This window comes from Aliterella atlantica CENA595, assembly GCF_000952155.1.
Lineage (GTDB): Bacteria > Cyanobacteriota > Cyanobacteriia > Cyanobacteriales > Chroococcidiopsidaceae > Aliterella > Aliterella atlantica.
The window spans coordinates 223,110-235,569 of sequence record NZ_JYON01000001.1; the positions used below are offsets into that span (position 1 = coordinate 223,110).

The 12,460-nt window shown below is 43.0% G+C and carries 14 protein-coding genes and 1 tRNA gene; 6 read left to right on the forward strand and 9 right to left on the reverse strand.

Annotated elements, in window-relative coordinates:
• Positions 1-51 precede the first annotated feature (51 nt).
• The gene (locus UH38_RS01020) at positions 52-522 is read left to right on the forward strand and encodes a GNAT family N-acetyltransferase (protein ID WP_045052737.1); all 471 of its coding nucleotides are present in this window, start codon (positions 52-54) and stop codon (positions 520-522) included.
• Here the strand turns inward: UH38_RS01020 and UH38_RS01025 are convergent.
• The 6 genes from UH38_RS01025 to UH38_RS01050 all read right to left on the reverse strand — a co-directional run bounded on the left by UH38_RS01025 (position 482) and on the right by UH38_RS01050 (position 5,090).
• Positions 482-1,429, reverse strand: coding sequence for a sensor histidine kinase (locus tag UH38_RS01025; protein WP_045052738.1), 948 nt, complete (start codon positions 1,427-1,429; stop codon positions 482-484). The genes UH38_RS01020 and UH38_RS01025 overlap by 41 nt on opposite strands.
• Before the next feature lie 15 nt (positions 1,430-1,444).
• On the reverse strand, positions 1,445-2,029 hold the full coding sequence (locus tag UH38_RS01030; RefSeq protein WP_045052739.1) for an L-threonylcarbamoyladenylate synthase: 585 nt from the start codon (positions 2,027-2,029) through the stop codon (positions 1,445-1,447).
• Between the two features lie 97 nt (positions 2,030-2,126).
• On the reverse strand, positions 2,127-3,071 hold the full coding sequence (prmC, locus tag UH38_RS01035) for a peptide chain release factor N(5)-glutamine methyltransferase (protein WP_045052740.1): 945 nt from the start codon (positions 3,069-3,071) through the stop codon (positions 2,127-2,129).
• Positions 3,072-3,096: 25 nt separating this feature from the next.
• Positions 3,097-3,885 (reverse strand): Tic22 family protein, encoded by a 789-nt coding sequence (locus UH38_RS01040; RefSeq protein WP_045052741.1) that lies wholly within the window; start codon positions 3,883-3,885, stop codon positions 3,097-3,099.
• A gap of 504 nt (positions 3,886-4,389) precedes the next feature.
• A tRNA-Pro gene (locus UH38_RS01045) sits at positions 4,390-4,463 on the reverse strand.
• Positions 4,464-4,556: 93 nt separating this feature from the next.
• Positions 4,557-5,090: a GNAT family N-acetyltransferase gene (locus tag UH38_RS01050; protein WP_045052742.1), complete on the reverse strand. Its 534-nt coding sequence runs from the start codon at positions 5,088-5,090 to the stop codon at positions 4,557-4,559.
• A gap of 234 nt (positions 5,091-5,324) precedes the next feature.
• Here UH38_RS01050 and UH38_RS01055 point away from each other — a divergent pair, with 234 nt between their 5' ends.
• Positions 5,325-6,290 (forward strand): alpha/beta fold hydrolase, encoded by a 966-nt coding sequence (locus tag UH38_RS01055; RefSeq protein ID WP_045052743.1) that lies wholly within the window; start codon positions 5,325-5,327, stop codon positions 6,288-6,290.
• Positions 6,291-6,319: 29 nt separating this feature from the next.
• Here UH38_RS01055 and tsaD read toward each other — a convergent pair whose 3' ends face one another.
• Positions 6,320-7,363, reverse strand: coding sequence for a tRNA (adenosine(37)-N6)-threonylcarbamoyltransferase complex transferase subunit TsaD (tsaD, locus tag UH38_RS01060; protein ID WP_045052744.1), 1,044 nt, complete (start codon positions 7,361-7,363; stop codon positions 6,320-6,322).
• Positions 7,364-7,682: 319 nt separating this feature from the next.
• Here tsaD and UH38_RS01065 point away from each other — a divergent pair, with 319 nt between their 5' ends.
• The 3 genes from UH38_RS01065 (at position 7,683) to UH38_RS01070 (ending at position 9,166) form a co-directional block, all read left to right on the forward strand.
• Positions 7,683-8,186, forward strand: coding sequence for a photosystem I reaction center subunit III (locus tag UH38_RS01065; protein WP_045052745.1), 504 nt, complete (start codon positions 7,683-7,685; stop codon positions 8,184-8,186).
• A gap of 35 nt (positions 8,187-8,221) precedes the next feature.
• A complete protein-coding gene (locus tag UH38_RS25220) occupies positions 8,222-8,371 on the forward strand; it encodes a PsaJ protein (protein ID WP_072044862.1) in 150 nt (49 codons plus the stop codon).
• A 273-nt stretch (positions 8,372-8,644) separates the two neighbouring features.
• Positions 8,645-9,166 carry a photosystem I reaction center subunit XI gene (locus UH38_RS01070; protein ID WP_045052746.1) on the forward strand — a complete coding sequence of 174 codons (522 nt, stop codon included), beginning with the start codon at positions 8,645-8,647 and terminating at the stop codon, positions 9,164-9,166.
• A gap of 136 nt (positions 9,167-9,302) precedes the next feature.
• Here UH38_RS01070 and gmk read toward each other — a convergent pair whose 3' ends face one another.
• Together gmk and remA are read right to left on the reverse strand one after the other, a co-directional pair.
• Positions 9,303-9,890 (reverse strand): guanylate kinase, encoded by a 588-nt coding sequence (gene gmk / locus UH38_RS01075; RefSeq protein ID WP_045052747.1) that lies wholly within the window; start codon positions 9,888-9,890, stop codon positions 9,303-9,305.
• Positions 9,891-10,034: 144 nt separating this feature from the next.
• Entirely contained in the window at positions 10,035-10,295 is a 261-nt protein-coding gene (remA, locus tag UH38_RS01080) for an extracellular matrix/biofilm regulator RemA (protein WP_045052748.1), read from the reverse strand.
• A 394-nt stretch (positions 10,296-10,689) separates the two neighbouring features.
• On the opposite strand from remA, the gene UH38_RS01085 reads away from it, so the two are divergent.
• Positions 10,690-12,426: an Rqc2 family fibronectin-binding protein gene (locus tag UH38_RS01085; RefSeq protein ID WP_045052749.1), complete on the forward strand. Its 1,737-nt coding sequence runs from the start codon at positions 10,690-10,692 to the stop codon at positions 12,424-12,426.
• Positions 12,427-12,460 lie beyond the last annotated feature (34 nt).

Sequence of the window (12,460 nt, forward strand, 5' to 3'; positions counted from 1 at the left end):
GAACAAATATAAAGTAAAATTTACAATAACTGGCAACACCCACAGAGAATTATGGACGGAAGTCACATTCAGTTTTGCGATCGCAAGTCTCAAGTTGACCTCATTCAATTACAAGCCTTATTTAAACTAGGAGCATTTTGGGCAAAAGAGCGCAGCACAGACGACTTACGCATAGCGATTGAAAATAGCGAACCAGTAATCAGCTTATGGGATGGACAAAAGTTGATTGGTTTTGCTCGTGCAACCTCCGATGGCATCTACCGCGCCACAATTTGGGATGTAGTCATTCATCCTGACTATCGGGGTGCAGGATTGGGAAGCAAATTAGTAGAAACTGTTCTTAGCCACCCACGCATGAATCGTGTAGAGCGAGTCTACTTGATGACTACTCATCAACAAAGGTTCTATGAAAAAATTGGCTTTGAGCCTAATTCCACTACAACAATGGTTTTATACAATCAACCACTAGGCGATTCTCTGCCTAATCAAGAGATGTTGTTTCAGGAATCAATAAGGGGATAGCAATTTGAATTCGCGTAGCTGCATCGTCTGTAGGTACTGGCAAAATCTCGCAATTACCATGCATAACTTCTAATAGAGTCTGAGATAGCAGCAAAGTTAGTCCTGGTAAGCTTTTTGCAGGTACTTCTGTAAGCAAGTCTGCTTTTTTGGTAGTAAATGGTGCAGACTGCATTAAGTCTACAGGTTCATTCCAAGTGCTAGCAGCTACAGGTACATCTAACCAAATATAAGCAAGATTATTTTCTGGCATAGCTTGAGCAGAAATATAAATATTGCCTTCATCCATATAAGAAATTGCCGCATCAATTAAGTTTAAAATAGCCTGTCTAAACCAGCGGGGATCTGCCAAAATGTAAATTTCTGCATTAGGTGCTGTTAGTTGCAAGCGATAGTTGCGATTTGCTGCCATCATATAAGTGATGTTGTAGACTTCATCTAAAACAAAACTCAGTTGCAATGGTTGAATTTCCAGCTTGTTTGTCCCATGCTCTATCCGTGAGACATTGAGAACTTCATCCATCAGTTTGAGTAGCTGCAAAGCTGATTGATGAGCTTGAGACACAAACTTTCTTTCTTCGGCTGGATCGTCGCATAAATCGGACAAAATCAATTGATGCAGTCCAATTAGGCTATTAAGAGGCGATCGCAATTCATGGCTAGTGCGCGCCAAAAACCCGCCTTTAAACTGGCTCATTTGTTGTGCCATCAAGTAAGCAAGTTGCGAGTGCTTTAATTCGGTGGCGAGTGACTCATCGTTTAAAACTTGTGCAGGTAGTTGTTGCGCCTGGTTCTTATCTAGATGAGCAACAGATGGCGGTAAAACTGGTTTTGACTTGTTTAACAAAGCGCGACTTGCAAAACCCAACCCCAATCCAATTGCTAAATAAATCCAGTTAGTCAAGTTCATAATATTTCTAATAGTTTAGAACTCTAACTTAACCGCTCCTTGGCGTAACGTCTGCCAATTACCCCCATTCCATTTAACTACTGTAGAGGGAACGCCAATAGACTCTTCTATTGCTAACTCTGTAGGCAACAAAGTTAAAACATCAGGAAATGCCGATTCAATTTCTGCAACTGTTTGCAAAGGTGGTTGACCTGACAAATTAGCGCTAGTAGTAGCCAAAGGTCCTGTCTGGGATAGAATATGCTGGGCGATCGCACTATTTGGCACGCGCAGTCCAATGGTCGTCGGATCGGCTAAATTCATTTCTGGCGGTACGCGCTCTGATGCTGGCAATACTAAAGTTAACGCACCTGCCCAATATTTAGCCGCTACTTGCTGCCAAAGTTGTAATTCCTCACTACTACCAGTCACATAAGACCATAAATCTTCTGCTTTAGCACCCATCAAAATCAGCGGTTTATCTTGACTGCGCTGCTTGGCGGCAAAAATTAGCTCTGCTTTATGCGGCAAAGTCGCCAAAGCTGGCACAGTATCAGTGGGAAAGCTGACTAACGAGCCAGAGAGAGCGCCTTTTACTAGATCCTGGATTGATACTTGCATTTTTTACAGTGACCAGACAATTAACACTGGCTAGCCAGTGTTAATTGTCTGACCTATTAACTATTTCATCATCAGCAGTTACTTAATTATCAGCTACCTAAACAAAAGTATTTTCCTCATTCTCTTTTACCTGATCGCTGTTTCGCTGTGCTTGGGCAAAACGCTCTATTCCAGCAAAATCGGTGTGAATTTGAATATTTGTGTAACTTCCTTGCTCTTTTAATAATTCAATTACGGCTTCTGCTTGCCCTGCCATCATTTCTACTAACCATATTCCCCCGGTTTGTAAATAATCGGGCGCAGTTGTTACTAAATGGCGAATGCAATCTAATCCATCTTCGCCGCCGTCTAGCGCTAGCCTTGGTTCGTGATTGGCAACTTCTGGCTGTAATTGCGGTACTAAAGCACTGGGAATATAGGGCGGATTTGACACCATACCACTTAACTTACCTTTGAGGAATGCTAATGGTTCCCACCAATTGCCTTGATAGAAAGAAATACGATCGCTAAAACCTAAGTTCTCTGCATTTTTTTTGGCGATCGCAATTGCCTCATTGCTGCGATCTACAGCGTGAATTTGCGCTTGGGGAAATGCTTCCGCAAGTCCTAGGGCGATCGCTCCGCTACCTGTACCCAAATCTACCCACTGCCCTTGTTCTACTGGTAAGGGGCTACTTTTAGCTGCTGCTACTGCTAAATCTATTAACTGCTCGGTTTCTGGGCGGGGAATTAATACTGCTGGCGATACTGCAATTTTGAAGTGTCGCCAGGGCGCAACACCAGCAATGTACTGAATTGGTAAGCGATTGTACAGCCTTTGCTGCCACAGTCTATCTAATTCATCAATATCTAGCTGGAGTTGAATTTGCGGCAAATCTTTAAAAGATTCTAGCTTTAGCGCTAACCGCTCTAATGGGGCGATCGCGCTCAATAACCAATCTACCTCCATAACAGAAACATTGGCAGCAAGCGCTTGCTGTTGAGCAATTTTGCGCCACTGCCAAAGTTCTTGACCTGAAATCAAGCGCTGCCGTTGAGTCATAGCAATTATCGACGCGCTAGGTTATTTACTTCTTGCGTCTTTGTTGCTGGGGGCGATTTTGCTGCCCGGAAGCAGGCTTGAGATTTTGCACGAACTCAACTGATTCGCGAGGTGGAACCAGCATGATTTGCTCTAACTGTTTGTCGTTGCGGCTTTGCAGAGTTTGAATTACTCCTTCTAAGTTAACGACTTGAATCTCAACTGTAGAAGCCAAGTCTGGCTGCTGTTTTTTGAAGCGCTCCAACATTGTTTGCAATTCCTCTTGGTTAAAGAAGAAAGGAATTACTTGTCTGTTGTCTGCTTGTTTTACAGTCAAGTAACCTTTCTCTTTGCCTGCTCTAGCGACAAATAGAGGGGTTCCTTGAAACTTCTTGGCATCTTGTCCTGATTTTTTCATTAGTGACATTGCCGCATCAACTTGTTGCTTACCTGGAACATAGGCAAAGTCTAGAGAGTTAGGCTTGTTTTGAGTCGATTGGTCTAGCTTGTAGACTTCTCCTAGAGACACGGGAACTACCCTAACGTTCTTCGCTAGCTCTGGATTTTTTGTTTTGAGTTGATTGACAAAGTTTTCTGCATCGCGTTGGTTGATAAAAACGCCTGCTACTCCTCCTTGTTTTTTGTTGTCGTTGCTAGAAGCAACCAAGGGTGCGCCGTTGTTATCAGTGATAGTGAATACTGGTACAGGTCCTAACTTTTGCACAATTTGATCTTGTGGCAAAGCAAAAGCTGCGCCAGTACCCATAACTGCAGAACCAAACATGACGCTGCCTACTAATCCCAACTTTGCACCCAAGCGAAACATTGATTTCATAACTACTCCTGGCATCAATAGCCAACTATAGGAAGACAAATGGTTATAAGTTACCAAGTGTGATGAAGGACGAATGTGTAAAGGAGGAACAATTATATGTGAGATATTCTACACTCCATTGTTCTTTTTAACCGCGCTTAACTGTTTTTTTTCTAAAAAACTCTCGATAAATTGGCTTTATAGCGTATTATTTTCTATCCCCGATTATCAATTTTTGTTATTTTTGGGCAAAATTGGTGTTTCTTCCCGCTCTGAAAATTTGATAAATAATTCTTTTGCTAGGTATAACTACACAAAATATTTTCTTTTCATAAATAGATAAATATTAGCTGAGTTGCCAATTTTTTACACTCAAAGGCAAGTGACGTTGGCATCTTAGGCATCGTTCCTGACTAGATGGACAAAAATCTTTATCTGTCTTAACTCTTTTCATTTATAGCTGCAAAACAATTTAGCTATTTACTGATTAAATCTAGCAATCGCTCTGTTATTAATAATTTTTAATCGGGATGACAGGATTTGAACCTGCGACATCCTGCTCCCAAAGCAGGCGCGCTACCAAGCTGCGCTACATCCCGAAACAATTTCAGTCCGCATATTAACTTAACATAGAAAAGCGACTTTTTAACAATTTAGTTAGTTAAATTTATCAAAATTTACTTGTACAGCGTTCAATTAGGATACCAAAACATACCTTTGATGCCCTCTGGATCGGAAACAAACCCCAGACCGCGATAAAAGTCAACAACTTGAGGGTCAGCAAATAAAGTGACATTGCTAATGTCTTCGCTTCTGAGTTTTTTGATCGTGTATTTCATCAGCGCCTTACCTAGCTTTTTGCCTTGAAAATCGGGATGAACGACGACATCCCAAATAGTGGCATTGAAGGCATGATCGGAAGTAGCGCGAGCGAAACCAACCAGGCGTTTTTGAGTACCGCGCACCTCCCACATCGAAGCGACGAGAAAACTATGTTCCAGCGCTTTTTTGACCTTACGTAAAGGGCGACGCGACCAACCAACCGCATCGCAAAGTTCCTCTAATTCATAAAGGTCAATATTGCGATCGCAACTAAAAACAATCGAGCGATCGCCATTTTGGGGAGAACCGTTCACAGATTCAAGGGCTGTGTACTCCTCACCTGGCGTTATCTTGGTTCCTGCGGTGGTTTCCGAGCCGCTGAACCAGCTTTTCCAAAAACCCATGCCAACGTGGTGCGATTAGTAAAACTTGTATTTGACTATACTAGCTAGTTTGACAAAGCGATCGGCTAAAGAAGATCAATTTACTATTTGCTTATAAAGTAAAATCCCTCCTCAAATTAAGCGCCTCTAAATCTAGCCATTCTCAACTCTAACACTTTGTCTCCTGTTATTCTTCAGTCTCCTATCTAGCTTTAAAGGTTTTAGAGGTGCAGGTCTTAAGGATAGGATAGAGTAATGGCAACAATTGAGATTCTGGGAATTCAACACGCTTACGAGCTAACGGGTCCTGCGGCAGGTCCCCACACTTTGGTATTTATTCACGGTTGGCTGTTAAGTCGAGAATACTGGCAACCTTTAATCGAGCGCCTATCACCAGATTATCAATGTCTAGCCTACGATCTGCGCGGCTTTGGGCAATCAGCTAGCGGTTTAGAAGTGACAAAGCTAGGTATCTCAGCGGCTAATTCCCTCAATGGGCAAAATTCTCTCAGCCTAACTGCTGACAATGTGGATTTGGTAGCATCAATAACGCAGGAAGATCCACTTACCGAGTGTAATTCTCGCTACACTGCTGCAGCATACGCTAATGATTTGGTATCGCTATTAGAACAGTTAAATATTAATAGTGCTTGGCTTGTAGGTCACTCGTTAGGCGCGACAATTGCCTTATGGGCAGCCGAACAATTACCCGATCGCATCAAAGGCGTTATTTGTGTCAACGCTGGCGGGGGAATTTATCTCAAAGAAGCCTTCGAGCAATTCCGTTCTGCTGGCAGGCAGTTAGTCAAAATTCGTCCGCGTTGGCTGTGTTATTTACCTCTAATAGACCTGTTATTTACCCGCGCTAACGTAGTACGCCCTATAGCTCGTAGTTGGGGACGACAAAGAGTAATTGATTTTGTTGTCGCTCACCCTGAAGCCGCTTTAGGTACTCTGCTTGACTCCACAACAGAGGAAGAAGTCAACCGCTTGCCGCAATTAGTTTCGCAGCTATCTCAGCCAGTTTACTTTTTAGCTGGGGAGCAAGACCAAATCATGGAATCAAAATACGTACGGCATTTAGCTAGTTTTCACCCTTTATTTGAGGAATGCGGCAACAACGTAGTTGAAATTCCCCGTTGCGGACATTTGGCAATGCTAGAGCAAACAGACACCGTTGCCCAGGAAATTCAGGCGATTTTGAACCGTCACCAAATGTAGAGACGTTGCAGTGCAACGTCTACGGTAATTTAATGCTGGTAGAGTTGCATGACTTCGGTTAAGGGCAAACGAGATCGCGTCCCTAATGTAATTGGCGATGTATGCCCTCTATTGAGGTGTTCGGCGGCGGCGCAACCGATCATAGCAGCATTGTCGGTACAAAACTTCATCGGTGGAAATAACACGCGCAAGTTGCGCTCGGCTGCGGCGGCTTGTAAATGCTGCCTTAGTCCGCTATTTGCTGCTACACCTCCACCTACAGCAATCGTATTTAAGCCGTAATCTGTAGCACAAGCGATCGCTCTTTTGGTTAGCGATCGCGCTACTGTGGCTTGAAAGCTTGCAGCAATATCCGCAACGGGTACAACAGGCGAATTTTGCTTTAGCTGTTGCACAAGTCGCATTACTGCCGTTTTTAAACCGCTGAAACTAGAATCGTAAGGATGAAAACCACCATGAGGCAAAGAGATTTTGCCCTCTGGAAGCGCAAATGCTTCAGGGTTGCCTGTTTGTGCCAAGCGATCGATAGCTGGACCACCTGGATAGCCCAAATCTAGCAATCTTGCGACTTTATCAAAAGCTTCTCCTGCAGCATCGTCGCGGGTTTCGCCTAAAGTTTCGTATTTGCCGCAATCTTTGACATAAATCAAGCTAGTATGACCGCCAGAAACTAGCAAGCTTAAAAACGGTGGTTCTAACTTTGGTTCGCTCAAGCAGTTGGCGTAAATATGCCCTTCTAGGTGATGTACGCCCAAAAATGGCAATTGATGCACGATCGCCAATGTTTTGGCGGCTGTTAGCCCTACAAGTAGCGCTCCGACCAGTCCTGGCGCACAACTAGCAGCAATTCCATCTATTTTTGCGATCGGAATTTGCGCTTGGGATAAAGCCTCAGCGATCGCCTGATTAATAATCTCTAAATGTTGGCGCGATGCAACTTCCGGCACTACACCCCCATACTGTTGATGGATAGGAATTTGCGAAGTTACTACGCTACTACAAACATGGCGATCGCTCACAATCGCCACAGCAGTCTCATCGCAGCTAGTTTCTATTGCTAATACAGTTGCCATTTTTTAAAGAAGGGAAAAGGGGGACTACAGGGGGATTGAAGACAAGGAGGACTTTCTCCCCCTGCTTCACTGTTCTAAGGCGTAAATAGGCGAATTATGAATTAGACCGCTTGCTACTCTCATTGCGAAACCTAAACTTTTATTTACTTAAACGATGAACGGATCGCCTGCAAGAGTATGATATCTTCCAAGTTCTGTAAACAACACCTGTACAAGCCGCTTCAATGTCTTGAGAAATTTGATGGGCAGCATTGCTTCGCGCCAAATTTTTGCTTGTACACGTAACTTTATTTCTTTTGTAACAAAGGGAAACAATTTCATGCGACGATTGTTTGCTCTGGTTCTAGTCATTGGTATTTGGTTTAGTTTTGCCCCGCAGGTCATGGCAGCACCGCAATCTAACCTAGTACCTTGTAGCGAGTCACCAGAATTTATTCAAAGGGCAAAAAATGCCCGCAACACAACCTCCGATCCCCAGTCAGGCATCAAAAGGTTCGAGCGTTATGCTCAAGCTCAATGCGGTCCTGAAGGCTTACCACACTTAATTGTTGATGGTCGTCTCGATCGCGCTGGTGACTTTATCATTCCTAGCATTTTATTTTTGTATATTGCTGGCTGGATTGGTTGGGCAGGTCGTTCTTATATTCGCGCCGTCAAGAAAATTGAAGGCTCGTCTCCCGAAAGCAAAGAAATTGCTATTGATGTGCCTTTGGCGCTGCAATGTACCGCAGGTGGCGCTACTTGGCCCTTGGCAGCTACTACGCAGTTTTTGTCAGGCGAACTATACGCTAAAGACGAAGAAATACCTGTTTCACCACGCTAATTTAGCTTATCTACTCTGCTTTTGGAGATCGATTGATGCAAAACAAAAACGACCAAAAAACATACTTCCTTCAGTATCTTTCCTTAGCACCAGTGCTTGCTGTTTTGTCTGTATCTGTTGCTTTTAGTACCTGGGCTATATTCAATTACATTTTCCCCGATCTACTTTTCCATCCTTTGCCGTAGAATTAGTTAGTAGTTAGCTGAAAATTATCTATTTTGTCTTACTAGAATGTAGGCAAATTGTCTAATTTATTGTAGCTAACAGCTTTATTAATTAAAGGCATATTCCTAAAGGAATAAACTCGCTCTCTCTTAGGAGATGGCGAGTTTATTTGTTGTTTGTTTAGCAAAGAATAACTTAATTAATTTTTCTAAAGTTAATAGTAGAAATAGATATTTAGCTGCAAGTATTAACCTAAAATAATCCCACTACCTGTTTAAATACTAAGAGCAAATATGGCGCAAGCAATAGATGCATCAAAAGATCGTCCCTCCGATCCTAGAAATCGGGAAGTTGTGTTTCCCCCAAATCGTGATGCCCAGTGGGGAGATTTAGAAACACCGATTAACAACTCTGGTCTAGTAAGATGGTTTATCAATAACTTACCAGCTTATCGTCAAGGAATAACCAACCAAAGACGAGGTATAGAAGCTGGAATGGCTCACGGCTATTGGATGCTAGGTCCTTTTGCTAAGTTAGGTCCCCTGCGCGATACTGACATTGCTAACATAGCTGGATTATTATCAACTTTGGGTATGGTGGCAATTTCAGCACTAGCGATCGCACTTTATGCTAATAGCAAGCCACCCCTACCCGTAGCAAATGTTACTACCAATAATCGCGTACCAGATACCTTCAAATCTCAAGAAGGTTGGAATACTTATGCTACAAGTTTTCTAATTGGTGGAGTTGGTGGAGCAGTTGTTGCCTATTTCTTACTAGACAACATAGAAGTTATCCAAAGAGTATTTGGATAAATTGACAAAATAACAAATTTCCATACTAAAAGCACGATAATGTGCGAAGTTCCGGCATAGAGCAAGAAAAGTAAAGTTTGCTTACTTAAAGGTAAGGAGTTTTATTTTTCTGCTCTATTTTTATGACTAGGACAAATTACCCAAATATTGCCGTTTCTAATTGCTGCAAAGCTGTATCAAAATCGTCATTAACAATTTGCAGATCGAACTCACTAGCAGCATCAACTTCTATTCGAGCGCGTTGGAGACGACGAGAAATCGCTTCATCTGGATCTTGGCGGCGATCGCGCAAGCGTTTTTCGAGTTCGGCAAATGAAGGAGGTAAAATAAAAATGCGTAAAGCGCTAGGAAAAGATTGACGAATTTGCCTTGCTCCTTCTAGTTCAATTTCCAACAAAATGCTTTTGCCTTGGGCAATTTGTTGTTCTATGGGTAGACGAGGAGTACCGTAGCAATTACCAGCAAACTCAGCCCACTCCAATAGTTGATCTTGGGCAATCATCTTTTCAAAATCGCTGCGACTAACGAAGTAATAATGTTCGCCATCAATCTCGCCCGTACGAGGCGAGCGAGTGGTAGCAGAAATCGACAGATATAACTGCGGATGACGTTGCAGGAGCGATCGCACCAAAGTACCTTTACCAACGCCGCTAGGACCTGTTAAAACAATTAACCTACCTGCTTGACAGTCATTGGCAGTTTGCACAGAATTATGAGTTTGCATTCACACAAGAAAGAGCAATCTATATAATTCACATCCTACCGCCGAAATTGGTCCTGCACTTTAAAGCTAACCTAACGTCAACCACCAGTTTTAGAATAAAGTATTAAATGCACCCATTAATATTTCATTGGTCACTGGTCACTGTTAACCATCTGGTTGCTCGCGGCTAATTACAAACCGATTTGCCACCGTCTCCGGTTGAATTGCTGACAAAATGACATGACTTGAATCAGTAATAATTACTGCTCTAGTACGGCGACCGTAAGTAGCATCAATCAGTTGTCCGCGATCGCGCGCATCGGTAATAATGCGCTTGATAGGAGCAGATTCGGGACTGACGATGGCAACTACTCGGTTGGCAGATACGATATTACCAAAACCGATATTAATTAGCTGAATATCCATGAGAAACTAACACGAAGCGCCGTGTAACAAGCTTTCAAAAATCTAATTTCATGTTATCTACAAAAATTTTGAGTTACAAGCCTAAAATTAGCAAAAAACCTAGTTTTTTCGTCTCTTAGACCCTTTTTTTGCAGTTTTCTACCTTTTGAGCGATATCTAAAGGTAGAGCTTTCACAGTGACCAGCGATTAGTGACCAGTGACCAGGTAAAAGAAAGAGAGGAAAATACTCTTGTCTAAGTAGCCGAGCGCTAATAACTGCTGATGATGAAATCGTTAACAGGTCAGACAATAAACAGTAACTATTTAATGCTTCTTAACTGGTCACTGTAATAGTCCCCCTTGTCTCCTTGTCCCTTGCTTGTTTGATATTCTAAGAAATAAAGAAGAATTGCTTTGCAACCTGTTGACTTTACAACCTTAACCGCTGCTGGTAATGAAATACGCGATCGCTGGCTTCCGGCGCGTAGCGAACAAGTATATCAGCGCGATCGCTATACAATTGCGATCGCTTTACGTACCCTAAAAGAGCGAGGATGGCTGGAAATTTGCTGGCATCCCCAAGCTGCTCATTTTTGCATCGGTTCGCCGCCTCCCCGCACGCCCGATACTTTTACTTTTAGCCAGCAATTGCTGCATCAATTAAATGGTTTAGCATTGGTAGCAATTGCCCAAGTTGCCCCTTGGGAGAGAGTTTTCGATTTACAATTTGCCCGTCGTCCTGGGGAAGATGCGCTTTGGCATTTGTATGTGGAAATTATGGGCAAATATAGTAATGTCATCCTGACTGACGCTAGTGGGGCGATCGTTACTGCGGCGCATCAAGTTAGCCAGCAACAATCTAGCGTGCGTCCAATTCAAACAGGGCAACCTTACGAACTACCACCGTCATTAGGTGGAGCAATCCCAACATTAGAAGAATCTCAAGCCCGTTGGCAAGAAAGAGTCAGTTTAGTACCGCAAGAACTCGCCCGTTGTTTGCTGAAAAATTATCGAGGCTTGAGTCCGGCTTTAGTACAATCGATGGTGCGAGTAGCCAGGTTAGATCCCGAACAGTCTACCGATAGCTTAAATGCAGCCGATTGGGATAGCTTGTTTAGTCGCTGGCAAGAATGGTTACAAGCTTTAGATAAAGGCAAATTCTCACCTGGTTGGACTACCAAAGGTTATACGGTACTTGGCTGGGAAGTAGCCACGCCAGCCAAAGATGTCCAAGATTTGCTCAACCGTTACTATACAGATGAGTTAAATCAACAGGAATTTCAGCAACTTAGCAATCAATTAAGTCAAAAGCTGAAGAATATTTTAGATAAATTGCACCTGAAGGCTAATACTTTTAAAGAACGCTTGGAACAATCAGATCGAGCAGATGTATTTCGTCAACACGCCGATCTATTGATGGCTAACTTGCAACAATGGCAACCAGGGATGAAAGAAATTGTATTGGCTGACTTTGATACCAACGCGCCAATTGCGATCGCTTTAGAACCTGAGAAAAACGCCGTCCAAAATGCCCAAAAACTCTACAAGCAAGCAGGTAAACTCAAACGCGCTCGTGGTGCAGTTGAGCCACTTTTAGCAGAAGTACAGGCAGAAGTAGATTACTTAGAACAAGTAGAAAATGCGATCGCGCAAATAGATAAGTACCAGACAGCAGAAGATTTAGAGACACTCGTAGAAATCCGCGAAGAATTGATCGCGCAAAAATACTTAGCAGATCCAGAATACGCTCGTCGAGATAATCCTGACTCAAGTACAAACTTTCACCGTTACCGCACTCCTAGCGGCTTTGAGGTATTAATCGGGCGCAACAATCAGCAAAACGATCGCCTAACTTTTCGGCTAGCAAACGATTACGATTTGTGGTTTCACGCTCAAGAGATTCCTGGCAGTCACGTTTTATTGCGTTTAGAACCTGGTACTGTGGCAGAACAGGCAGATTTACAATATACTGCCGATCTTGCTGCATACTACAGCCGTTCTTGTCAAAGCGATGCTGTGCCGATTGTATATACTCAACCTAAGCACGTCTATAAGCCTAAAGGTGCTAAACCTGGACTCGCTATATACAAGCACGAACGGATATTATGGGGGCAACCAAGGCAGGGAGAAAAATATCTGGTAGCAACCTAGCTTTGAGGTCAAATGCGATCGCATCCTTGATTAG

Excerpts from the sequence above, each read along its gene's own strand:
- prmC (WP_045052740.1), bottom strand. The coding sequence starts at position 3,071 with ATGACTCAACGGCAGCGCTTGATTTCAGGTCAAGAACTTTGGCAGTGG.
- UH38_RS01025 (WP_045052738.1), bottom strand. The coding sequence starts at position 1,429 with ATGAACTTGACTAACTGGATTTATTTAGCAATTGGATTGGGGTTGGGT.
- UH38_RS01070 (WP_045052746.1), top strand. The coding sequence starts at position 8,645 with ATGGCGCAAGCAATAGATGCATCAAAAGATCGTCCCTCCGATCCTAGA.
- UH38_RS01020 (WP_045052737.1), top strand. The coding sequence starts at position 52 with ATGGACGGAAGTCACATTCAGTTTTGCGATCGCAAGTCTCAAGTTGAC.
- UH38_RS01065 (WP_045052745.1), top strand. The coding sequence starts at position 7,683 with ATGCGACGATTGTTTGCTCTGGTTCTAGTCATTGGTATTTGGTTTAGT.
- remA (WP_045052748.1), bottom strand. The coding sequence starts at position 10,295 with ATGGATATTCAGCTAATTAATATCGGTTTTGGTAATATCGTATCTGCC.
- UH38_RS01055 (WP_045052743.1), top strand. The coding sequence starts at position 5,325 with ATGGCAACAATTGAGATTCTGGGAATTCAACACGCTTACGAGCTAACG.
- UH38_RS01040 (WP_045052741.1), bottom strand. The coding sequence starts at position 3,885 with ATGAAATCAATGTTTCGCTTGGGTGCAAAGTTGGGATTAGTAGGCAGC.
- UH38_RS01030 (WP_045052739.1), bottom strand. The coding sequence starts at position 2,029 with ATGCAAGTATCAATCCAGGATCTAGTAAAAGGCGCTCTCTCTGGCTCG.
- tsaD (WP_045052744.1), bottom strand. The coding sequence starts at position 7,363 with ATGGCAACTGTATTAGCAATAGAAACTAGCTGCGATGAGACTGCTGTG.
- gmk (WP_045052747.1), bottom strand. The coding sequence starts at position 9,890 with ATGCAAACTCATAATTCTGTGCAAACTGCCAATGACTGTCAAGCAGGT.
- UH38_RS01050 (WP_045052742.1), bottom strand. The coding sequence starts at position 5,090 with ATGGGTTTTTGGAAAAGCTGGTTCAGCGGCTCGGAAACCACCGCAGGA.
- UH38_RS25220 (WP_072044862.1), top strand. The coding sequence starts at position 8,222 with ATGCAAAACAAAAACGACCAAAAAACATACTTCCTTCAGTATCTTTCC.